Source organism: Novosphingobium sp. G106 (genome assembly GCF_019075875.1).
GTDB lineage: Bacteria > Pseudomonadota > Alphaproteobacteria > Sphingomonadales > Sphingomonadaceae > Novosphingobium.
Map to the genome: position 1 here is coordinate 2,435,779 of NZ_JAHOOZ010000001.1, position 21,115 is coordinate 2,456,893.

General features: G+C 66.0%; 20 protein-coding genes. 11 read left to right on the top strand and 9 right to left on the bottom strand.

Annotation, left to right across the window (positions count from 1 at the left end; all coding sequences use genetic code 11):
- Positions 1-5 precede the first annotated feature (5 nt).
- The 9 genes from KRR38_RS11645 (at position 6) to KRR38_RS11685 (ending at position 9,286) form a co-directional block, all read left to right on the top strand.
- Positions 6-1,055: an aldo/keto reductase gene (locus tag KRR38_RS11645; RefSeq protein ID WP_217401625.1), complete on the top strand. Its 1,050-nt coding sequence runs from the start codon at positions 6-8 to the stop codon at positions 1,053-1,055.
- Complete coding sequence (locus tag KRR38_RS11650) at positions 1,052-2,218, top strand: CaiB/BaiF CoA-transferase family protein (RefSeq protein ID WP_217401627.1); 1,167 nt, start codon at positions 1,052-1,054, stop codon at positions 2,216-2,218. The genes KRR38_RS11645 and KRR38_RS11650 overlap by 4 nt, the downstream gene beginning before the upstream one ends.
- Entirely contained in the window at positions 2,205-3,428 is a 1,224-nt protein-coding gene (locus tag KRR38_RS11655; RefSeq protein ID WP_254514761.1) for a CaiB/BaiF CoA-transferase family protein, read from the top strand. The genes KRR38_RS11650 and KRR38_RS11655 overlap by 14 nt, the downstream gene beginning before the upstream one ends.
- 31 nt (positions 3,429-3,459) lie before the next feature.
- On the top strand, positions 3,460-4,377 hold the full coding sequence (locus tag KRR38_RS11660; protein ID WP_217401629.1) for a TIGR03619 family F420-dependent LLM class oxidoreductase: 918 nt from the start codon (positions 3,460-3,462) through the stop codon (positions 4,375-4,377).
- 128 nt (positions 4,378-4,505) lie between these two features.
- Entirely contained in the window at positions 4,506-5,729 is a 1,224-nt protein-coding gene (locus KRR38_RS11665) for a CaiB/BaiF CoA-transferase family protein (protein WP_217401631.1), read from the top strand.
- Positions 5,726-6,562, top strand: coding sequence for an SDR family oxidoreductase (locus KRR38_RS11670; RefSeq protein ID WP_217401633.1), 837 nt, complete (start codon positions 5,726-5,728; stop codon positions 6,560-6,562). Before KRR38_RS11665 ends, KRR38_RS11670 begins: the two co-directional genes overlap by 4 nt.
- Positions 6,563-6,590: 28 nt before the next feature.
- Positions 6,591-6,953, top strand: coding sequence for a Zn-ribbon domain-containing OB-fold protein (locus KRR38_RS11675; protein WP_254514762.1), 363 nt, complete (start codon positions 6,591-6,593; stop codon positions 6,951-6,953).
- Positions 6,954-7,014: 61 nt separating this feature from the next.
- Positions 7,015-8,178 carry a thiolase family protein gene (locus tag KRR38_RS11680; RefSeq protein WP_217401636.1) on the top strand — a complete coding sequence of 388 codons (1,164 nt, stop codon included), beginning with the start codon at positions 7,015-7,017 and terminating at the stop codon, positions 8,176-8,178.
- A 100-nt stretch (positions 8,179-8,278) separates the two neighbouring features.
- Complete coding sequence (locus tag KRR38_RS11685; protein WP_217401638.1) at positions 8,279-9,286, top strand: LacI family DNA-binding transcriptional regulator; 1,008 nt, start codon at positions 8,279-8,281, stop codon at positions 9,284-9,286.
- Here the strand turns inward: KRR38_RS11685 and KRR38_RS11690 are convergent.
- The 5 genes from KRR38_RS11690 to KRR38_RS11710 all read right to left on the bottom strand — a co-directional run bounded on the left by KRR38_RS11690 (position 9,283) and on the right by KRR38_RS11710 (position 14,503).
- Complete coding sequence (locus KRR38_RS11690) at positions 9,283-10,563, bottom strand: MFS transporter (RefSeq protein ID WP_254514763.1); 1,281 nt, start codon at positions 10,561-10,563, stop codon at positions 9,283-9,285. The genes KRR38_RS11685 and KRR38_RS11690 overlap by 4 nt on opposite strands.
- A gap of 28 nt (positions 10,564-10,591) precedes the next feature.
- A complete protein-coding gene (locus KRR38_RS11695; protein WP_217401640.1) occupies positions 10,592-11,071 on the bottom strand; it encodes a VOC family protein in 480 nt (159 codons plus the stop codon).
- An 88-nt stretch (positions 11,072-11,159) separates the two neighbouring features.
- Positions 11,160-11,942: an SDR family NAD(P)-dependent oxidoreductase gene (locus KRR38_RS11700; RefSeq protein ID WP_217401642.1), complete on the bottom strand. Its 783-nt coding sequence runs from the start codon at positions 11,940-11,942 to the stop codon at positions 11,160-11,162.
- Between the two features lie 21 nt (positions 11,943-11,963).
- A complete protein-coding gene (locus KRR38_RS11705; RefSeq protein WP_217401644.1) occupies positions 11,964-12,344 on the bottom strand; it encodes a VOC family protein in 381 nt (126 codons plus the stop codon).
- Positions 12,345-12,364: 20 nt separating this feature from the next.
- Complete coding sequence (locus KRR38_RS11710; protein WP_217401646.1) at positions 12,365-14,503, bottom strand: PQQ-dependent dehydrogenase, methanol/ethanol family; 2,139 nt, start codon at positions 14,501-14,503, stop codon at positions 12,365-12,367.
- A 144-nt stretch (positions 14,504-14,647) separates the two neighbouring features.
- Between KRR38_RS11710 and KRR38_RS11715 the strand changes: the two genes are divergently transcribed.
- Complete coding sequence (locus KRR38_RS11715) at positions 14,648-15,904, top strand: CaiB/BaiF CoA-transferase family protein (protein ID WP_217401648.1); 1,257 nt, start codon at positions 14,648-14,650, stop codon at positions 15,902-15,904.
- A gap of 42 nt (positions 15,905-15,946) precedes the next feature.
- Here KRR38_RS11715 and KRR38_RS11720 read toward each other — a convergent pair whose 3' ends face one another.
- Genes KRR38_RS11720 through KRR38_RS11735 form a run of 4 tightly spaced genes read right to left on the bottom strand, consistent with a single transcriptional unit; the run spans position 15,947 to position 20,051 of the window.
- On the bottom strand, positions 15,947-16,735 hold the full coding sequence (locus tag KRR38_RS11720) for an enoyl-CoA hydratase-related protein (RefSeq protein WP_217401650.1): 789 nt from the start codon (positions 16,733-16,735) through the stop codon (positions 15,947-15,949).
- Positions 16,736-16,746: 11 nt separating this feature from the next.
- The gene (locus tag KRR38_RS11725; RefSeq protein WP_217401652.1) at positions 16,747-17,727 is read right to left on the bottom strand and encodes a nitronate monooxygenase family protein; all 981 of its coding nucleotides are present in this window, start codon (positions 17,725-17,727) and stop codon (positions 16,747-16,749) included.
- Between the two features lie 21 nt (positions 17,728-17,748).
- On the bottom strand, positions 17,749-18,960 hold the full coding sequence (locus tag KRR38_RS11730; protein WP_217401654.1) for an acyl-CoA dehydrogenase family protein: 1,212 nt from the start codon (positions 18,958-18,960) through the stop codon (positions 17,749-17,751).
- Complete coding sequence (locus KRR38_RS11735; RefSeq protein WP_217401656.1) at positions 18,957-20,051, bottom strand: acyl-CoA dehydrogenase family protein; 1,095 nt, start codon at positions 20,049-20,051, stop codon at positions 18,957-18,959. Before KRR38_RS11735 ends, KRR38_RS11730 begins: the two co-directional genes overlap by 4 nt.
- Positions 20,052-20,188: 137 nt before the next feature.
- Between KRR38_RS11735 and KRR38_RS11740 the strand changes: the two genes are divergently transcribed.
- Positions 20,189-21,034, top strand: coding sequence for an SMP-30/gluconolactonase/LRE family protein (locus KRR38_RS11740; protein ID WP_217401658.1), 846 nt, complete (start codon positions 20,189-20,191; stop codon positions 21,032-21,034).
- Positions 21,035-21,115 lie beyond the last annotated feature (81 nt).

Here is a 21,115-nt window from a genome sequence, read left to right on the forward strand (position 1 = left end):
CTCTGATGCAGTACACCCAGCTCGGTTCGACCGGCCTGATCGTTTCGCGTCTCGCCTTGGGAGGATCCACCTTCACCCAGGGCGATACGTCGCTCGGCGCATTCTACAAGGTTGGTCCCGAGCTGGCGGACGAAATGGTCGGCAAGGCGCTCGACGCGGGCGTGAACTACTTCGACACCGCCGACGTCTATGCCAGCGGCCAGTCGGAGGAACTGTTGGGTGCCGCGCTCAAGCCGCACCGCGACCGCGTGGTCCTGTCGACCAAGGTGGGTAACCGCGGCGCGGGCAACCGCGAAGTACTGCATTCGGGGCTCTCGCGCCGCCACATCCTGTGGTCGGTCGACCAGAGCCTAAAGCGGCTCGGCACCGACTGGATCGACTACTACGTCGTCCATCGCACAGACCCCTTCGCCCCGCTCGACGAGACGCTCGAGGCGCTCGATGCCGTGGTGAAGGCCGGCAAGGTCCGCTACGTCGGCTATTCCAACTGGCCGGCCTGGCAGGCGGCGACCGCGATCGCCCAGCAGAAGGCCCGCGGCCTCGCGGCCTTCACCCACGGCCAGATGTACTATTCGCTGCTCGGCCGCGACGTCGAGCGCGACACTGTCGCCATGATGCAGCATTTCGGCATCGGCATGACTGTCTGGAGCCCGCTCGCCTACGGCTTCCTCGCCGGCAAATATACCGCCGAGGCCATGAAGAAAGACGACAACCGCTTCGCCAACTTCGACTGGCTGAAGTTCGACCACGACCAGGCCTTCGCCCTGTTGCCGATCCTCGAGGAGATCGCCAAGGCCAAGCAGTGCTCGATGGCGCAACTCGCCGTCGCCTGGCTGCTGACCCGGCCCGGCGTCGACTCCGTCCTGCTCGGCGCGACCAAGACGCACCAGCTGGAGGACAATCTCGGCGCAGTGAACGTGGCGCTCAGCGACGAAGATCTCGCCCGGCTCGATGCGGCGACGGCGATCAAGTCGCTCTATCCGAGCGCCGATTGGGCGGCTGTAGACTCGATGGATCCGGTAGCGCGCAAGCGATTGGGAGCAAACCGCAAATGACACCGCCCACCGCCACTCCGGGCGCCCTCGAAGGCAAGCTCATCATCGAGATCGCCGAGCGGCCGGCCGGCGAACAGACCGGCAAGCTTCTCGCCGATTTCGGCGCTGAGGTGATCAAGGTCGAGCGCCCGGGCGGCGCGCCCACCCGCGGGATGGGTCCTTTCAAGGACGGCAAGAGCGCCGTCTTCGGCTTTTTCAACACCAACAAGAAATCGGTCACGCTTGATCTGACCGATTCCGCCGACCGCGCCACGCTCGACCGGTTGCTGGCGCGGGCCCATGTCCTCATCGACGACCATGACGAGGCCTGGGGCCAGGCGCGCCGGCTGGATCAGGCCGCGGTGGCGACGGCGCATCCGCACCTGGTCCACTGCGCGATCACCGCCTTCGGTCAGGGCGCGCCGCAGGAATGGCAGAAGGCCTATCCGATCAACGTGATCAACGCCGGCGGCTGGGCCTATCACTCGCCGAGCGAAGCGCCCGACGAGCAGCCCCCGCTGAAAGGCGCCGGCCGGTTCCTGCCCGACTACGAATCCGCCATCGACGCCGCGACCTGCGTGCTGGCGTCGCTGCATCGTCAGCACGGCTCCGGGCAGGGCCAGTTCATCGACATCTCCGAGATCGAGACCCAGCTCAACCGGATCGACGGCGTGCTCGACCGGATGGTCGCCGGCGATGTCGAGCCGAGCGCCGATCGCACGGCCTACGATCAGGGCGGCCCGGCGACGTCGTTCGCCTGCAAGGACGGCCACATCTACATTTACATGACGACCAAGGGACACTGGAACGCATTGGTCGAACTGATGGGCAGTCCGCAGTGGGCGAAGGAATTCCCCGAGGACTGGCTGGAATTCCACTGCACCGACGACCGCGTCGTCGCCTTCCGGGAAGGTTTCCAGGACTGGATCACGCATCAGGAGAAGATGCCGATCACCACGGCGGCGCAGAAAGCGGGCATCCCGATGGTCCCGGTCAACACCGCCGCCGATCTACCGGTCAACGAACAGCTGGTCTACCGCGGTTTCTTCCAGGAACTAGACGGGATCAAATACCCCACGGCCGGCTACATGATGAGCGGCACGCCGGTGCGGGTGCGCTCGCATGCTCCGGCGCTGGGCGCCAACAATGCTGAAATCGAAGGAGCCGGCGATGCCGATGCCTGATCGTGGCGGCCCGCTAGCGGGCGTGCGCGTCGTCGAGATGACCAAGGTCTGGGCCGGCCCTTACGCCGGCAAGCTTTTCGCCGCGCTCGGTGCGGAAGTCATCAAGATCGAAAGCTTCAGCAATCTCGACGAGATGCGTGCCTATGGCGGCGTCGACATCAACAACGCGCCTTATTTCCTGTCCATCAACCAGGAAATCCTTTCCATCCAGCTCAACACCAAGACGCCCGAGGGACTGGACCTGATCAAGCGCCTGATCGCCAAGTCGGATATCGTGCTCGACAACATCCGCCCCGGCGCGATGGCCCGCTCGACGCTCGGCTATGACGACCTGATCAAGATCAAGCCCGACATCATCCAGTGTTCGATCAAGATGTGGGGCAACGACGGGCCGCTGTGCTACCAGACCGGCTACGCTCCGTGCTTCGCGGCGCTATCCGGCATCACCAGCCTGGTCGGCTACGAGGGCGAAGATCCCAAGGGCATGAACATCCGCTATGGCGACAGTTCGGCGGGCGCGTCCGCCGTCCTCGCTTGCCTCGCCGCGCTCAATTACCGCAACCAGACCGGCAAAGGCCAGAATATCGATCTGTCCGCGGTCGAGGCGATGACTGCGCTGGTCGGCGACAGCTTGTTCGCCTACAGCCTGACCGGCGAAGTGCCGGTTTCCGACGGCAATTTCCATCCCGAAATCTGCCCGCACGGTGCCTATCCCTGCCAGATGAACCAGTGGATCAGCATCGCCGCGGGCACCGAGGCCGAATGGCAGGCGCTCTGCGAAGTGCTCGGCGAAAGTGGGCCCGGCGCGGAGAGCCTGGCCGCAGATCCCCGCTTCGCCAGCCTCGCGCTGCGGCTCGAGAACCGCCATGCGCTAGACGCGGCGATTGCGGAACTTACCAGCCACCAGGACGCCACCGACCTCGTCGCGAACCTGCGACTGGCTGGCGTTCCGGCGGCCAAGTCGATGAGCTCGATCGACCTCTGCTCGGACGACTTTCTCTGGGGCCGCGAGGCCTATCGCATGGTGTCCGATCACAAGAACGGCAGCCGCCCGATCATCGGCCCTTCGTGGCGGATCAGCCCCGACGGACCCAAGGTCGAACGTGGCGCGCCGCTGCTCGGCGAGCACAACGACTACGTCTACCGCGAGATTCTTGGCTTGCCGCAGGAGCGAATGGACGATTTGATAGAGCGCAAGGTCATCGATTGAAGCAAGCTCTCCTGCTTGCGGGGGAGCACTCATGAAACTGCAACTGTCGGTGCCGCATCAGCTGCGGATCAAGGCCATGACCCAGCCTTGGGAGCTGCAGGTAACCGGTCCGGACCAGCTCAAGCTGATAAAGTTCGCCGAGACGCTGGGTTTCGAGATGGTCTCAGTGCCCGAGCATCAGGTCATGCCGAAGGAACACCTGGAACTCTCGGGCCCGTTCCAGATGAACGCCGCGGTGGGCATGGCGGCCTATGCCGGCGCGACCGAGACGATGCGGGTCAACTCGTGTATCGCCATCCTGCCGCTGCAGCATCCGATCACCACGGCCAAGCAGCTCGCCACGATGGACTGGCTGACCGGCGGCCGCGTCACCGTGACCTGGGCGGTCGGCTGGGCGCCCGGCGAGTTCGAGCTGATGGGCGTCGACTTCAAGAAGCGCGGCGAGATCACCGAGGAATATACCCGCGCCATCATCGAACTCTGGACCAGCCCCGACCCGCAGTTCGAAGGCAAATACGTCTCGTTCAAGGACCTGCTGTTCGAACCGCACTGCGTGCAGAAGCCGCATATCCCGATCTGGTTCGGCGGCGATGCCGATGCGGTGCTCAAGCGCGTCGCGCGCTATGCCTCGGGCTGGTGGCCTATGCTGACTCCGCCCGAGACGCTTCCCGAAAAGATCGATTTCATCAAGTCGCAGCCCGACTACAACGGCCAGCTCAAGGACGTCTGCATCGGCCTGGGCCTGCGCGTTGGCGATCATCACGTGCCGATCGACGACCCCGCGGGTCGCCCCGGCCAGCCTAAGCAGGAAATCATCGACCGGCTCGGCTGGCTCGAAGGGCAAGGCGTCACCTGGAGCGGCATCCCGATCCCCGAGGTCAGAGGGCTCGAGGAGTACCGCGACTATATCCAGTGGATCGCCGAGGAGATCATGCCCGCGGTCAGGTGAGCAAAGCGCCGACGCGATGACTCGGGCATCGCGAGCTGAGCCCCTTGACCGTGCCCGGGCTTTGCAGGACTGAAAAGATGTAGTGGATGCTATCTTAAGCTGGCGTCCGATCGGGAGAGTTTCGACACATGGCCAATGTCATGGACGGCGTCCGCGTCCTCGAAGTCGCGCAGTTCACTTTCGTACCCGCTGCCGGCGGCATTCTGGCCGACTGGGGCGCCGACGTCATCAAGATCGAGCATCCGGTGCGCGGGGACACCCAGCGCGGGTTCCTCAACATGGGCGGCGTGCAGCTCGATCCGCTGCGGCATACGCTGATCGAGCATCCCAACCGCGGCAAGCGCAGCGTCGGCATCGACGTATCGACGCCCGAAGGGCAGGAACTGCTCTACGAACTGGCCAAGACCGCCGACGTATTCCTGACCAACTACCTTCCGCAGGTGCGGCAGAAGAACAAGTTCGACATCGAACACATCCGCGCGGTCAATCCCAACATCATCTATGCCCGCGGATCTGCCTTCGGCAACAAAGGGCCCGAACGCGAGGTCGGCGGCTTCGACGGGACCGCCTTCTGGTCGCGCAGCGGCATCGCCGATACTTTCACGCCCGAAGGGCTCGACGGTCCGCTGACGCAGTCGATCCCGGCCTTCGGCGACTCGATCGGCGCCATGTTCATCGCCGGCGGCATCTCCGCCGCGCTGTTCCACCGCGAGAAGACCGGCGAGGCGAAGGAACTCGACGTCTCGCTGCTCTCTACTGCCTGGTGGGCCTCGGGCGCGCTGCTATCGCAGATCATGGAAACCGGCGTCACGATGAAGGCGCAGATGCCCAAGTCGGGCGGATCGCTGCGCAGCCCGTTCAACGGTAACTACCGCACGTCGGACGGTGGCACTATCAACCTCTGCATCAACAGCCCGACCGGCCTGATCCGCGATACGTTCGAGCACCTCGGCCTGCCCGAGCTCGCCGACGATCCGCGCTTCTCCGAACCGCGCGCGCTGTTCGATAACGCCGGCGCAGCGAGCGACCTGATGGTCAAGGCCTTCGCAGAGAAGCCCTTCGCTTACTGGAACCAACACCTCAAGACGATGAAGGGCCAGTGGGCGCCGGTGCAGAGCCTGCCGCAACTGCTCGAGGACGAGCAGGCGCTGGCCAACGACATGATCATCGAAGTCGACGGCGCCGACGGCAAGCCGCTGAGGCTGGTGCGCGGCCCGGTGCAGTGGGACAACGAGCCGCTGCAAACCACCCGCGCCCCGCAGGCCTCCGAACACACCGAACTGGTGCTGATAGAACTCGGCCTCGAATGGGATCGCATCGAAGAACTCAAAGCCAAGGGAGCCATCGCATGAATCCCGGAGCACTCGACGGACTGGGCTATCGCGGCGCCACGGTGGTGATCACCGGCGGCGCCTCGGGCATGGGCGAAGCCGCCGCGCGCCTTCTCGGCGAGCTGGGCGCCACGGTGCACATCGCCGACATCGCCGAACCGAAAGTGGCCTGCGCCAGCTTCACGCATTGCGACCTCGGCGATCCCGCCAGCGTCAGCGCCGCCACGGCCAAGCTGCGCGCAGTCGGCCCGATCGACTTCCTGTTCCCGATCGCCGGCGTCCCGCCGCATGCCGTGGGCCCGCTCACCTGCATGCAGATCAACTATGCCGGCACGCGCCAGTTCACTGAAGAAATGCTGCCCGCGGTCAAGGACGGCGGATCGGTCTGCCTGATCACTTCGACCGCCGCGCGCGGCTGGCTGCATCATCTCGCCGAGAACCTAGAAATCGTCGCGCTCGATCCCTCAGACGTCCGGGGCTACTACGAGGCCAATCCCGACAAGCTGCGCGACGGCTACAGCGCCTCGAAGGAACTGCTGACCGTCTGGATCCACCAGGCCTCGATCAAGCTGGCCGAGCAGCGCCGCATCCGCCTCAACGGCATCGCGCCCTGCGCGACCGGCACGGCCTTCATGGTCGAGAGCGCCAAGGTGCTCGGCCAGGAATTCATGGACGCCTACCCGCACCCACTGCTCGGCCGCATGCCGACGGGCGAGGAGCAGGCCTGGTCGCTGCTGCTGCTGTCGAGCCCGCTCAACGCCGCGGTCACCGGCGCCGTGCTGGCGACCGACCAGGGCAATGTCGGCGGCACGATCACCGGCGCGCTCAAGCCCAGCTACGTCCGCCCTTCCTGATTTCCTTTCTCATCCGGAGCACAGAACCATGTCATCCCCACCCCGGCCCGTGCCGAAGCTCGACGCCGAAAACCGCGCCTTCTGGACGGGCGGCGCCGAAGGCAAGCTCAACATCACCCAGTGCGGCGATTGCGGCAAGTTCACCCACCCGCCGCGCATCCTCTGCCGCCACTGTCAGTCCGAGAACGTCGCCCCCGCTGCGGTTGCCGGCACCGGCGTGATCGACACGATGACGGTCAACCACCAGGCCTGGGCGCCGGGCCTCGAAGTGCCCTTCATCATCGCCCGCGTCGCGCTCGACGGGGTGCCGGGGGGTTTACCTGACGACCAATATCGTCGGCTCGCCGATCGAGGACGTGAACTTTGGCGACAAGGTCCGCGTCACGTTTGAACGGGGTGGCGAACAGGCCGCCGATATCTACTACCCCCTCTTCGAGAAGGCGAACTGAGCCATGGCACGCGAAGCCTATGTAACCGGCGTCGGCCAGTCCGAAGTCGGCGTCCGCCTGCCCCGGCACCCGCTGCTGCTGACCGTCGACGCGGTCAAGGAAGCGCTTGACGACGCCGGGCTGACGCTCGACCAGATCGACGGCGTGTTCTCCTTCCCCGGCAAGTCGGCAGGCTACCTCGCCTTCTCGCCAGTCGGCACCGACGACCTGATCGAGGTGCTGAACATCAAGTCCAAGTGGCAGATGGGCGCGATGGAGCAGCCCGCGCAGCTCTCGGCGATCGCCATGGCCGCTTGGGCGGTCAAGGAAGGCATCTGCCGCCACGTCATCTGCTTCCGCACGGTCTACGAGGCCGGCGGAATGGCCAATCCGGCCGAATACATGCCGCTGCAGCAGAAGACGACCTCGGGCTTCTCGCAGTGGACCGCGCCGTTCTGGGCGACCTCTGCCGCCTGCTGGACCGCCCAGTACGCGGCGCGCCATGTCCACAAGTACGGCCTGACGCGCGAGCAGCTCGCCCAGATCGCGATCAACGGCTCGAAGAACGCGCTGCTCAACCCGCGCGCGCGGGCGATCACCAAGGAAGAGCTGACGCTCGACAAGTACATGTCGGCGCGGATGATCTCGACGCCGCTGTGCCTCTACGATTGCGACCGCTTCAGCGACGCCTCGACAGTGATCATCGTCTCGGCCGGCGACGCGCTCGACGAGGTCAAGGCCACGCCGATCCGCATCGCCGCGACGGCGGGCTCGGTCGACCGCTATAGCTGGGACCAGGTCGACTGGCCGGCCTCTTACGACTGCGGCCCCGATCTCTGGAAGAACACCGATTACACGGTGAAGGACGTCGATACCGTCCAGTTCTACGACGGCTTTGCCTTCCTGCCGATCACCTGGCTCGAAGGCCTGGGCTTCGTCGAGAAGGGTGAAGGCGGCAAGTTCATCGAGGGCGGCACACGTATCGCCCGTGACGGCGAGCTGCCGCTCAACACCGCCGGCGGCCAGCTCGGCGCCGGGCGACTGCACGGCTTCGGCTTCGCTCACGAGGCGGTGACCCAGCTGCGCGGCGCGGCAGGCGAGCGGCAGATCCCCGGCGATCCCAAGGTCGCGGTGGCAACTTCGGGGGGCGGTCCGCTGGCCGCGGCGCTGCTGCTGGCACGAGATTGAACCCAATCCCCCCTCATCTTTGGATGAGGGGGCATCCCGTTGCGGACAACCGCCAAATCCTTCCTTGAACTAACGGGGCGGAAACCGGTAGCAACCGCGCATGTCCAAGCCGACGATCAACGATGTTGCCGCGCGCGCCGGTGTTTCCAAGAAGACGGTCAGCCGGGTGATCAACAACTCGCCGCTGCTCAACGCAGCGACGCGGGCCAAGGTCGAGACGGTGATCGCCGAACTCGGCTACGTGCCAAACCCGCAGGCCCGCGCGCTGGCAACGGGGCGCAATTTCCTGATCGCGATGATCCACGACAATTCCAACCCCGAGCTGGCGCTGGCCGCGCAGCAGGGCGTGTTCGAGGCTATCCGCGATACCGAGTATGCGCTCGTCGTCCGCCCGATCGACCGCAAGGCCGCGGGGATGGAGCAGGAACTGCGCCACTTCCTCGAAGTCCAGCGCCCCGCCGGCGTGCTGCTGCTGCCCGGCGTCGCGGAGATGGAATCGATCGTCGCCGCCTGCAATCAGATCGGATGCGCCTACGTCCGCATGGGCGCCACCGCGCTCGACGTGCCTTCGCAGCTCGTCGCCTCGAACGATCGCCAGGCGGCGGCGGATGCGGTCGCCTACCTCGTTTCGCTGGGCCACGAACGGATCGGCCTCGTCGCCGGCCCCGATGACGCGAGCGTCGCGCAGCAGCGCGAACTGGGCTATCTCGACGCCATGGCCGACCACGACCTCGACCGGGGCCCGGCGCTGATCGCCGCCGGCGATTTCTCGTTCGATTCGGGCGTCACCGCGGGCAACCTGCTGCTTGAGGTCAGCCCGCGCCCCACTGCGATCTTCGCCGCCAACGACGCCATGGCCGCCGGCGTCCTGCACGCCGCGCACAAGCGCGGCATCAAGGTGCCCGACCAGCTCTCGATCGTCGGCTTCGAGGATACGGCGATCGCTGCGCATATCTGGCCGCCGCTGACGACGGTGCATGTGCCCGTCGCTGTCATGGCCTGCGGTGCGGTGTTCAAGATGATCTATCCCGACCAGGCCGAGACTCTGCCCGCGCAGTTCCGCCTGGAGATGATCGCCCGCGCCTCGACCGCACCCGCGGCGGGTTAGATAAAAGACTCCTCGACGCGACGACGCCTGACCCACTCAGGATAATCGGGCAGCCCGAAGATCAGGAAGGCGCTGAGGAACGTGCCGAAGATGCCGATCCACAGGTAGGGATCGTAGTTGCCGAAGGTATCGAAGACATAGCCTCCGAGCAGCGGGCCCAGCCCCGATCCCAGCGCGATCAGGCTCGCCATCGTGCCGAAGATTGCGCCGAAATTCTTCATGCCACCATAGGCCGAGGTCAGGTAACCGGCGATCTGCAGCTTGGTGCCCGCGGCATAGCCGTTGATGAACATCGCGGTGAAGATAATCGGCATCGAGCGGTTGGGTAGGAGCAGCAGGATGAAAGTCGCAGCGGTCGCGGCCAATGTCAGCCCGCCGACCCAGCGCGCCGGATAGCGGTCGAGCAGCCAGCCGGTGACAAGCTTGCCGGCAATCCCAGCAAGTCCAGCCATACCTGCGTAATTGGCCGCAGCAGTTCGGCTGACGCCGATCTCCATGAGGATCGGGATCTGATGGACGACCAGCGCGATCGTCACGACCATGATGACGAAAGTCGAGATCGCGATCCGCCAGAGCGCCGCGCTGCGCCAGGCTTCGGCGATCGACAAACCCGGAGCATCGCTGAGCAGCGACTTGGAATCGGCGGCCCCGGGATTCTTTGCGCGCTCCTTGCGGCTGGCGTCGTAGCCGTCGAACAGCAGGAACACACAGAGCAGAATAGCTAGACCGCCCCAGCCGAGCCCGAGCCAAACCAAGGCCATGCGCCAGCCATAGGCGTCGATCAGCCAGTTGGTCAGCGGCGGCGTGATCGCCTGGGCGAGCGCCGAGCCCGACAGCGTCAGCCCCAGCGCCAGCCCACGCCCGGCATCGAAAGCGCTGGCGACACCCGCGGTCCAGACGGTCGACTTGGTCGCCAGCGCGGCGACGGCATAGACCGTCCAGATGGTGAACCACATCCAGACCGTGCCATTGAGCAGGCTGAGCGAGGCCATCGTCGCCGCCAGTAGTAAGAGGCCCGGCAGCGCCATGCGGCGCGTGCCGATCCGGTCGATCAGCACGCCGAAGACCGGCGAGAACAGGAAGGTCGTCACCGAGGTGATCGACATGCCGGACGAAAGCAGCGTCCGGCTCCAGCCGAACTCCTTGGTCCAGGGCTCGATGAACAGCCCGGTCGAGGCGGTCATTACCGAGGTGAAGGAAAAGGCGATCGAGGCGGCGAGCACCAGCGGCCAGTGTTGGCGCCATTCGGCGCGCGCCAGTGCCTTGGTGTCGCTCAAGCCCTGTTCCTCCCCAACCGGCGCTGCATCAGAACGTCGGCCGCTCCAGCTCGCTCAGCGCGAAATTGTTGCCCGGCGCGGTCTGCTGGACCTCGATGACGTTACCTTCGGGATCGTAGCCGTAGAGCGTCTTCACATGGCCGACGTCGACGAAATCACGGTCGTTGAAAGTCATGCCGCACTTCTTGAGGAACTCGATGTCGTTTTCCATGTCGGTCACATCGACGCAGAAATGCGTGTAGCCGCGGTCGTAGGGGCGCAGCGGCCGCTCGATATCAGACTGCGGGGCACTGTATTCGAACATCTCGAGGTAGCAGGTGCCTGCGCGCAGCATGATGCCCTTGGAGGCCGAGCCCTTCACGTCGACGATGTGGTCCATCATCGGCTCGTCGGCCCAGGCGAAGCCTTCCTCGTCGACCGGCCTGAAGCCGAAGGCCTCGCCGTAGAACTTTTTCATCCGCTCGATGTCGCGGCAGTTCATGCCGATGTGATGGATGCCTCTGATCATGTCTCTTCTCCCGAATGCAATGGCCGCGAATATTCCCGCTGGCCGGAGCCGGAGCAAGCGTGTGCGCTTGCCCCGGCGAGCCTGCGGATTAGTCCGGATCGACCCACTTGGTGTTGGTCACGCGGGGCGAGAGGTACTTGGTCTTGGTCCAGCCGCCATCGACGACGATCGACTGGCCGTTGATCATCTCGCTGCCCGGCGCGCAGAGGAAGGCGATGACTGCGGCGGTGTCCTCGGGATCGGCGAGGCGCGGATAGGGCGTGGTCTCGACGTTGATGCGCTTGAACGCCTCGTCCTCGAAACGGTGCGCGACCATTTCGGTGCGGGTGACGCCCGGCGCGACACAGTTCGAGCGGATGCCGCGCGGGCCGTATTCGCAGGCCATGTGCTCGGTCAGCGACTTGAGGCCGCCCTTGGCCGCCGAATAGGCGCCGCCGCGCCGGCCGCCGATATGCGCGAAGGTCGAGGTGATGTTGACCACGCTGGCGCCCTCGCCAAGGTGCGGGATGACCTCGCGGCAGAGCCGGAACGGCGCGGCCAGCATGATGTCGAGGAAGTAGTCGAGCATCTCGTCGTCGGTCTCGTCGAGCGGCTTGGGGCTGCCGACGCCGGCGTTGTTGATCAGGAAGTCGATCCGGCCAAAGCTGCTGAGCGCAAGGTCGACGATCTTCTTCGGCGCGTCCTTCGCGGTCACGTCGACCGAGATCGTCACGACTCGCTCGCCGCCCAGTTCCTTCTCGAGGTTGGCCAGCTTGCCCGTGTCGCGGCCCACCCCGACGATGGCGTTGCCCGCGGCGTGGAGCAGCTTCGCCGTCTGCAGGCCGATGCCGCTGCCCGCGCCGGTGATGATCGCAACCTTGGTATCGCTCATGCTCTGATCCCGTTCGAGTGTTCAGTCTTCCGGCCCGATCCGGTAGACGCATAGTTTGTTGCCGTCGAGATCGCGGAAGTAGGCGCCGTAGAAACCGCCCGGATCGCCGCGCCAGCCCGGCCCGCCCTCGTCGCCGCCGCCGAGTTCGATCGCCTTGGCGAAGACCTGGTGGACCTGTTCTTGGGTATCGGCGAGGAAGGAGATCATCGTGCCGTTGCCGACGGTCGCGGCAGCGCCATTGTGAGGGCCGACCACGCCGAAGGCCGGAGCGGTCTTGCCATAGACTCGCCCGCCGCTCGGATGCTCGAACAACGGCGCAGCGCCGAGCGGCTTAAGCAACTCATCATAAAAGGCCTTGGCCTGGTCGAGATTTTTGCTACCGACGAGTGCATAACCAATCATTTGCCGAACCCTCCTCGAAACTACTTGATGATCAGCGACGGTGCCGACCTGTTCGGCGCCGCTGCCGCCTGCCCGCGCAGCTGCGCGGCCTGAGCGCGGATGTAATAGCGTATATCGTCGAGCTTGCCGTCGTCGAGTTCGGGGAACTTCGGCATCCCTGCCGGCTCGATGCCGCCGCGAACGATCTGGACAAAGCTGGCGCGGTCCTGCGGGATCGGCGAGCGGCGCAGGTCGGGCGCCTGGGTCGAGCCGACCGCCATCGAGCCGTGGCAATCACCGCAGTGGACGTTGAAAGCCGTGGCGCCGGGCAGGAAGCGCGCCTGCTCGACCTTGAAGGTCTTGTCCTCGGGCGGTGGCGGCGCCACCGGCCGCGGCGGCAGCGTGCCCTTGCCGCCGATAACGAATGTCAGCACCCGCCGCGCCTGGGTGCGCGGATCGAGGCCCCAGCGCTCGATGCCGGGTCCGCCGAGCGCGCCGAGGTTTTTCGGATAGGCCATGCCGAGCCCGGTCAGCACCGTGACGTACTGCTTGCCGCCGGCTTCGTAGGTGATCGGCGGCGCGATCATCGGCGCGCGCGTGTCGAACGACCAGAGCTGCTCGCCGTCGCGCGCCGAATAGGCCTTGAAGGTGCCGTCGATCGTGCCCTGGAACACCACGTCGCCCGCGGTCGCGAGCACGCCGCCGTTGAGATAGGTCGGGTGGTCTACGCGCCAGGCCTGCTTCTGCGTCACCGGGTTCCAGGCGATCAGCGCGCCGGTTGGCGGCTTCTCGCCGATCAGCGGGCCGCCGATCATGTTGGCGCCGGCATCGGTGTTGCGGTCGGTCGCGGGTTTCCAGCTCGGCGACGGCTCGCTGAAGGTCACCTTGAAATCGGCCGCGGGAATATAGACCAGCCCCGATTTCGGACTGAAGGCCATCGGCAGCCAGTTGTGCGCGGCGAGCGGGCTCGGCGACAGGCTGACGCCCTTGCCCTGATCGTAGCGCGCGCCGGGCATCTCGACCGGGCGGCCGGTGGCGAGGTCGATCTTCGAGGCCCAGGTGACCGGGACATAGGGCTCGGCCGAGATCAGCTTTCCGGTCTCGCGATCGATCACGTAGAGGAATCCGTTTTTCGGCGCCTGCATCAGCACTTTGCGGTGCTTCCCGTCGATCTTCAGGTCGGCGAGCTCGATATCCATGGTTGCATCGAAATCCCAAGTATCGCCCGGAACCGTCTGATAATGCCACTTATAAGTGCCAGTCTTGCCGTCCACCGCAACAATCGAATCGATGAACAGGTTGTCGCCCTTGCCCTGGCTGCGCAGCTTGTGGTTCCAGGGGTAGGGGCTGCCGACGCCGAAGTAGACCGTGTCGCTGGCGGGGTCATAGGCGATCGAGTTCCACACGTCGCCGCCGCCGCCGTATTTCCACCACTCGCCCGACCATGTCCTGGCGGCCATCTCCATGGCCTTGTTCTCGAAACCTTTCGAAGGATCGCCTGGAACCGTATAGAATCGCCACAATTGTTTGCCACTGACGGCGTCGTAAGCGGTGATGTAGCCGCGGCTCACGCCGTTCGATCCGCCGTAGCCGATCAGTACCCGCCCGCCGAGCACGCGCGGCGCGCCGCTGATATAGGCGGCCATGTTCGGATCGTAGGTCTGCTGGCTCCAGGCGAGCTTGCCCGTTTTCGCGTCGATCGCGATCAGCCGGCCGTCCTGGGTGCCGACATAGACCTTGCCCTGCCACCAGGCGACGCCGCGCACGCCCCAGCCTGTGCGGAGGTTCAGCCCCGCCACCTTGCCGACCTCGGGATCGTAGACCCACAATTCCTTGCCACTGACCGCATCGACGGCGTGGACCACGCTAAGCCCGGTGGCAAAATAGAGCACGCCGCGCACCGCGATCGGCTGGGTCGCGCTGTTGCCCAGCGGCAGGTCCATCGACCAGGCAAGCCCGAGCGAATGGACTGTGGTCTGATCGACTTCGTGCAGCGGGCTGTAGTGCTGCTGGCCATAGGTACGGCCATAGCCGGGCCAGTCGGCGCCGTTGCTGTCATCCTGGAGCTGCGCCTCGGGCGTGGTCGCCCCGCCGAAACCGAAGCCATTGCAGCCCCCCAGCGCCAGCGTCGTCACCGCTATTGCCGTCAGCAACGGCAGGCGCCGGACCTTTGCGAACATCCGCCTCTCTCCTCTTTCTCGGCGCGACTATCGTCAGTTTGATAGCGCTGGCAACTCCCGCCCGGCAAAATAACCAACGCTGTTGATCGCCAGGGCGTAGCTATCCCCTTGCCCGGGCGCGGATCACGGGTTTAGAGGCAAGGGATGAGCACCAAACCCAGCGCCCCAAAACCCAGCGCCCTCGACGGCATCCGCGTAATCGACATGAGCCGGGTCTTCGCGGCCCCCGTAGGCGCCCAGATCCTCGGCGATCTCGGCGCGGACGTGATCAAGATCGAACGCCCCGGCGTCGGCGACGACGGCCGCGGCTATGGTACGGCCTGGGTCAAGGGCAAGGACGGCATCGAGACGCGGCATTCGAGCTTCTTCACCGTCTCGAACCGCAACAAGCGGTCGATCACGCTGAACCACTCGAAGCCCGAGGGGCAGGAAATCCTGCGCAAGCTGGTCGAGACCGCGGACGTGCTGATCGAGAACTATAAGGTGGGCGATCTCAAGCGCTTCAGCCTCGATTATGAGACTCTGAAGGAGATCAACCCACGGCTGATCTACTGTTCGGTCACGGGTTTCGGCCAGACCGGCCCGAGCGCCGCGCTGCCCGGCTACGACGGGTTGTTCCAGGCCCAAGGCGGCATGATGGCGGTGACCGGCCTTCCCGACGGGCATCCCGGCGCGGGTCCGCTGAAAGCCGGCCCCAGCCTGGTCGACTTCATCACTGGCCACAACACCGCGCTAGCTATCCTCGGGGCGTTGATGCACCGGACGCGCACCGGTGAGGGTCAGTTCATCGACATCGCGCTGCTCGATACCTCGGTGGCGATGGTCAGCCACATCATGCAGGACTACCTGATCAGCGGCGAGGCACCGCCGCGGCTCGGCAACGGCGGCAACGGTGGTGGCCCGGCCGACCTGCTCCACGCCAGCGACGGCATCGTCTACCTGACCGCGGGCACCGACGAGCACTACCGCCGCCTGACCGTGCTGATGGACCAGCCCGAGCTGTTCACAGACCCGCGCTTCGATTCGAACTTCAAGCGCGCGCGCTCGGGCCAGGCCGAACTGATCCGCATCATCAACGAATGGAGCAGCAAGATCACGGTCACGGAGCTGCTGGCGAAGTTCGACAGCGTTGGCATTCCGGCAGCGCGCTACAACGAGCTCGACGACGTCTGGAAGGACCCACAGGTCCAGCACCGCGGCCTGCGCGCGACCACGCCGCATGCTTACGCCGAGGCCGGCTCGGTCGATTTGATTCAGAGCCCGCTGGCGCAGATGTCGGCCAGCCCCGCCTCGATCCGCCGCGCCCCGCCGATGCTGGGCGAGCACAATGGCGAGATCCTGGACGAGCTGGGCTACAGCGCCGAGCGGATTGCCGAGCTGAAAGAGCTCAAAATTATCTGAACGATCGGGAAGTGCGCCGGCGGCACGCTTCCTTCGTCTCTTTTACTTACCCTTGAACTCGGGCGTGCGCTTGCCGGCGAAGGCGGTCACACCCTCGACGAAATCCTCGGTCCGGCTCGCCTCGAGCTGGCCGAGCCGCTCGTTCTGGAGCGCCTGCTCGAGGCTGACGTCGGCCGCGGCCCAGGCGATGCGCTTGATCATGCCGAGCGAGCGCGGGCCCTTGGCGAGCTGCTGCGCCAGTTCCATGCCCGCGCTCTCGACCTCGTCGTCGGGGACGACGCGATTGACCAGGCCCCACTCGAGCGCCTTCTTGCCATAGAGCCGCTCACCCAGCAGCATCATCTCCATCGCCCGCACGCGGCCCACCGCGCGCGTCAGTAGCCACGAGGAGCCGCCGTCGGGCACCAGGCCGACATGGCGGAAAGCCTGGAGGAAGAAGCCGCCCTCGCCGCAGACGATCATGTCTCCCGCCATGGCGAGGCCGCAGCCCACGCCTGCCGCCGCACCGCGCACGGCGGTGACGATCGGCTGCTCCATCGCCTTCATCCGGGTGATGATCGGGTTGTAGTAACGATCGAGCAGATGGCCGACGTCGCGCATCGGATCGTCGAGCACCGCCTCGGCATCGGCGAGGTTCGCGCCCGAATTGAACCCCTTGCCCTCGCCGGTGAACAGCACGGCGCGGCTCTCGAAAGCCGCGCGGTTGAACGCGTCGACCAGTTCCTCGCCCATCTGGGCCGAGCCGGCGTTGCGCGTCGCGGGATCGTTCATCGAGATCCGCGCGACGCCATCAGTCAGCGAGTAGAGGACCTTTTCGTAGCTCCTGCTCATCTCCGTGCTCCTTAGGCCAGCATGCCGCCGAAGCGCTGCTTCACGATCGCTTCGGCATCGCCGATGATCCGGTCGATCAGTTCCTGGCAGGTCGGGATGTCGTGGATCAGGCCCTGGACCATGCCGGCCCAGAAGATGCCCTTGTCGAGATCGCCAGAAGCCAGCAGCTCGCGGCCGACGGCGCCGGCGACGAGGTGCTTAATGTCCTCGAACACCGCATCGGGATTGGCCGAAATCCGAACGACCTCGTCGGAAACCGAGTTCTTGCCGACGCGGGCGGTGTTCTTGAACTTGCGGAAGATCAGGTTGGTGCCGCGCTCGTCGTTTTCGACGTACTTGGCCTTCACGTTGTCGTGGATCGGCGCTTCCTTGGTCGCGCAGAAACGCGTGCCCATGTTGATGCCCTCGGCACCCAGCGCCAACGCGGCGACGAGGCCGCGGCCGTCGCCGATGCCACCGCTAGCAAGCATCGGGATCTTCACCTTGTCGGCGGCGCTCGGGATCAGGATCAGGCCCGGGATATCGTCTTCACCGGGATGGCCCGCGCATTCGAAGCCGTCGATCGAGATGATGTCGCAGCCGTGCTTCTCGGCCGAGAGCGCGTGGCGCACCGCGGTGCACTTGTGCAGGATCTTGACGCCGTGCGGCTTCACCATCTCCCAGATTTCGCGCACTTCCTGGGTGCCCGCGGTCTCGATGATCTTGATCCCGGCATCGAGCGCGGCCTGGGCATAGCCCTTGTAGTCGGGCGGCAAGATCGTCGGCAGCACGGTGATGTTCACCGCGAAGGGCTTCGAGGTCATCGACTTGCAGCGCTCGATCTCGTCGCGCAGCGCGGCGGGGCTGGGCTGGGTCAGCGCGGTCAGCGTGCCGAGGCCGCCGGCGTTCGACACCGCGCTCGCCAGTTCGGCATAGCCGACGCCCTGCATGCCGCCCTGGACGATCGGGTGCTCGATGCCGAGCATCTCGGTGATGCGGGTCTTGAATGCCATATGATGCGGTCTCCTACGGCGTTACGCCGGAATCTGATTGAATGGGACGCCTTTGTCGGGGCGATGGTCTTGCGGCAAGCCGAGAATCCTCTCGGCGATGGTATTGAGCAGCATTTCGTCGGCGCCACCGGCGATCCGCCCCGTCGGCGCGGCGAGCCAGGACTCGACCCAGTCGTCCTTGCTGCTCGCGCCCGGATGCCAGGCGAGGCCGAGATTGCCCATGAGATCGATGGCGAGTTCCGACAGCTTCTGCCGGCTGCGCACCGAGACAAGCTTGTTGAGAGCGCCCTCGGGGCCGGGTTCCATGCCCGCGGCCATCATCTTCATCGCCCGCGTGGTGATCGCCTCGAGCCCCGAGCGCATCGCATAGCTGCGGGCGATGGCCGAGCGGACCCGGCCGTCCTCGATCGCCGGGCGACCGTTCACTTCGGCTTCGCGTGCGAGATCGACGAAAGTCGCGGTCGTTGGGCCGAAGCCGGTGGGATCGGAGGCCGAATAGCGCTCGATCATCAGGGTCGCCATGGCCGTGCCGAAGCCGCCGCCGACCGGGCTCAGCCGCTGGCCATCGGTCAGCTTGACGTCGTCGAAGAACACCTCGTTGACGTGCGGACTGCCCGCGGCGGCGAGCTTGATCGGGCGCACCGTGACGCCGGGCGCTTTCATGTCGAGCCAGAAGAAGGTCAGCCCCTTGTGCTTGGCCACCGTCGGGTCGTTGCGGGCGATAATGACACCATAGTGCGAGTGCTGGGCAAAGGTCGTCCAGAGCTTCTGCCCGTTGAGCTTCCAACCATTGCCGTCGGGCTCGACCTTGGTGCGCAGGCCGGCGAGGTCCGATCCGCCCGAAGGCTCGGAAAAGAGCTGGCACCAGATCTCGTCGCCCCGAAGCGCGGCGACGGCACGTTCCCTGGCCCACTCACGGTCCTGGGCGAAGCGCAGCACGACGGGCACCGAGATGCCGAGCGACACCCCGAAATAGCCGATCGGCATGCCGAAGCCCATTTCCTCCTGCTCGAAGATGACCTTGTGCAGTGGGGTCAGGCCCTGCCCGCCGAGTTCAGGATCCCAGTGGATACCGGCAAAACCGGCCTCGAACTTGGCGCGCTGGTAGCGGCGGCCCATGGCGAGATGCTCTTCCTCGGGCACCCCCTTGAGAGCCGCCTTGCCGAACGTCGGCGCGACCGACTGCAGCCAGGCGCGGGCCTTGAGGCGATAGGAGTCGAGGTCCTCGCTCATGCCGCCTCTCCCATCAGTTGGTCGACCAGCAGGTCTTCCCAGAACAGCATGTTGCCCTGCTCGATCGCCAGGCTGCGCGCGCGCCGCATGTGGAGATGCAGGCCACTATCCCAGGTGACGCCGGCGCCGCCGTGGATCTGGACGGTGTCGCGCGCGGCGGTGTCATAGGCCTCGGTCGCCGAGAGCCGGGCGGCGGCGGCGGCCTTGAGGAAGCCCGGCTGGCCTTCCTGCGCGGCGGCGTGGATCGCATTGGCGCGGGCGATCTCGACGAGGCCGTAGAGCTCGGCGATGCGGTGCTTGACCGACTGGAACGCGCCGATCGGCTGGCCGAAGGCCTTGCGCTCGTTGGCATAGTCGCGCGCGATGAACAGCAGCGCCTCCGCCCCACCGATCTGCTCGTGCGCGGTGACGACCGCCATGCGAGCGAGAATGTCCAGCGCAGCGGCTTGTGCGGCGTCGCCTTCGACCAGCAACGTCGCCGGCGTCCGGGCGAAAGCCAGATCGGCAAACAGGCGGCCGTTGTCGAAGCTGTCGACGGTCTCGCGCCGGGCATCGGCCAGTTCGACAAGCACCAGCGCAGGCTTGTCCTCGTGATGGCACCAAACCACCGCAAGGTCGGCGATGAGGCCCGCGGTCACGCCAGGCTTCTCGCCCGAAAGATGCCCGCCGGCGAAGACGCTGCGCGGCTCCGGCGGCAACGGCGCGTTGCCCTCGGCGAAAGCGATCGCCGCCACGGCCTCGCCCGATGCAAGCTTCGGCAGCCACTGCCCTTGCAGGTCTGCATTGCCGCTGGCCAGCAACGCGCAGATCGCACCGTAGTTCGTCGTCAGGAACGGCGCGCCTGCAGTCGCAGCGCCGGCCGCCTGGGCAACGAGCCCCAGTTCGATCAGGCCGAGCCCCAGCCCGCCTTGAGCCTCGGGCACCGCCAACGCGGTCCAGCCCTGCTCGACCGCAGTATCCCAAAACGGCTTGTCGAAAGCGCCGGTCCGTTCGAGCAGGCCGAGCAGCCGCGTCTTGTCCATGCGCGCGTCGAGGACGCGGCGGGACTCGCTCGCAATGGCCTGCTGTTCGTCGTCGTATAGTATCGACATCCCGGCTTCCCTCTCCTGTCCGGCTAGTTGAACCGGAACGTGGCATCAAGCCGCCTGACCCCGCAAGCCTGACTGTGAGGGTTGCCGTGGTTCTCTTGCGCTGCAATCCTGCCGCAAAATCTGCGGGAGAGAGAAAAATGGACATTATTGCCGAGGGACTGGCCTTCCCCGAGGGGCCTGTGGTCATGGCCGACGGATCGGTCGTCGTCGTCGAGATCATGGCCGGCCGCGTGACGCGCTGCTGGAACGGCCGCACCGAAGTGATCTGCGAGACGGGCGGCGGCCCGAACGGTGCGGCGATCGGCCCCGACGGCGCACTGTGGATCTGCAACAACGGCGGCATGGCCCATCTCGGCGAAACCGGTCCCGGCCGGATCGAGCGGATCGAACTTGCCACCGGCCACTGCGAGCGCGTCTACGAGAGCTGCGACGGCGCCGCGCTGCGCGGGCCCAACGATCTCGTCTTTGACAGTACCGGCCGGCTCTGGTTCACCGATCTCGGCAGCGGACACGAGGATGTGAAGATGGTCGGCGGGCTCTACACCGTCTCGCCCGACGGCGGCACGGTAACCGCGGTCAACCGCCGCTCGATCTCGTACAACGGCATCGGCCTCTCGCCCGACCAGCGCTCGGTCTATGTCGCCGACACCTATCAGGCGCGCGTCTATCGCTACGACAACCGCGCCGAGGCCCAGCAGCCCGAATGGATCGCGACCGGCATCGGCCCGGTCGGCTTCGACTCGCTCGCCGTGACCGAGGCCGGCAATATCTGCGTCGCCATGGTCATGGGCGGCGGCGGCGTGGCCACGGTCACTCCGCAAGGCGTGGTGACCCAGCTGTCGATCCCCGAAGACCCCTATGTCACCAACATTGCCTTCGGCGGCGCCGACATGCGCGATGCCTATATCACGCTGTCGGGCACCGGCCGGCTGGCCCGAATGCGCTGGGACGAGCCGGGGCTGAAGCTCGCCTTTAACGGGTGAGACGACGGGCCCCGCGGGCGCATTCAGTTTTGCGGAGAACCAGGCTGTCACCGCAGCGGCGCTTGCCTCGGTACTTTTCCC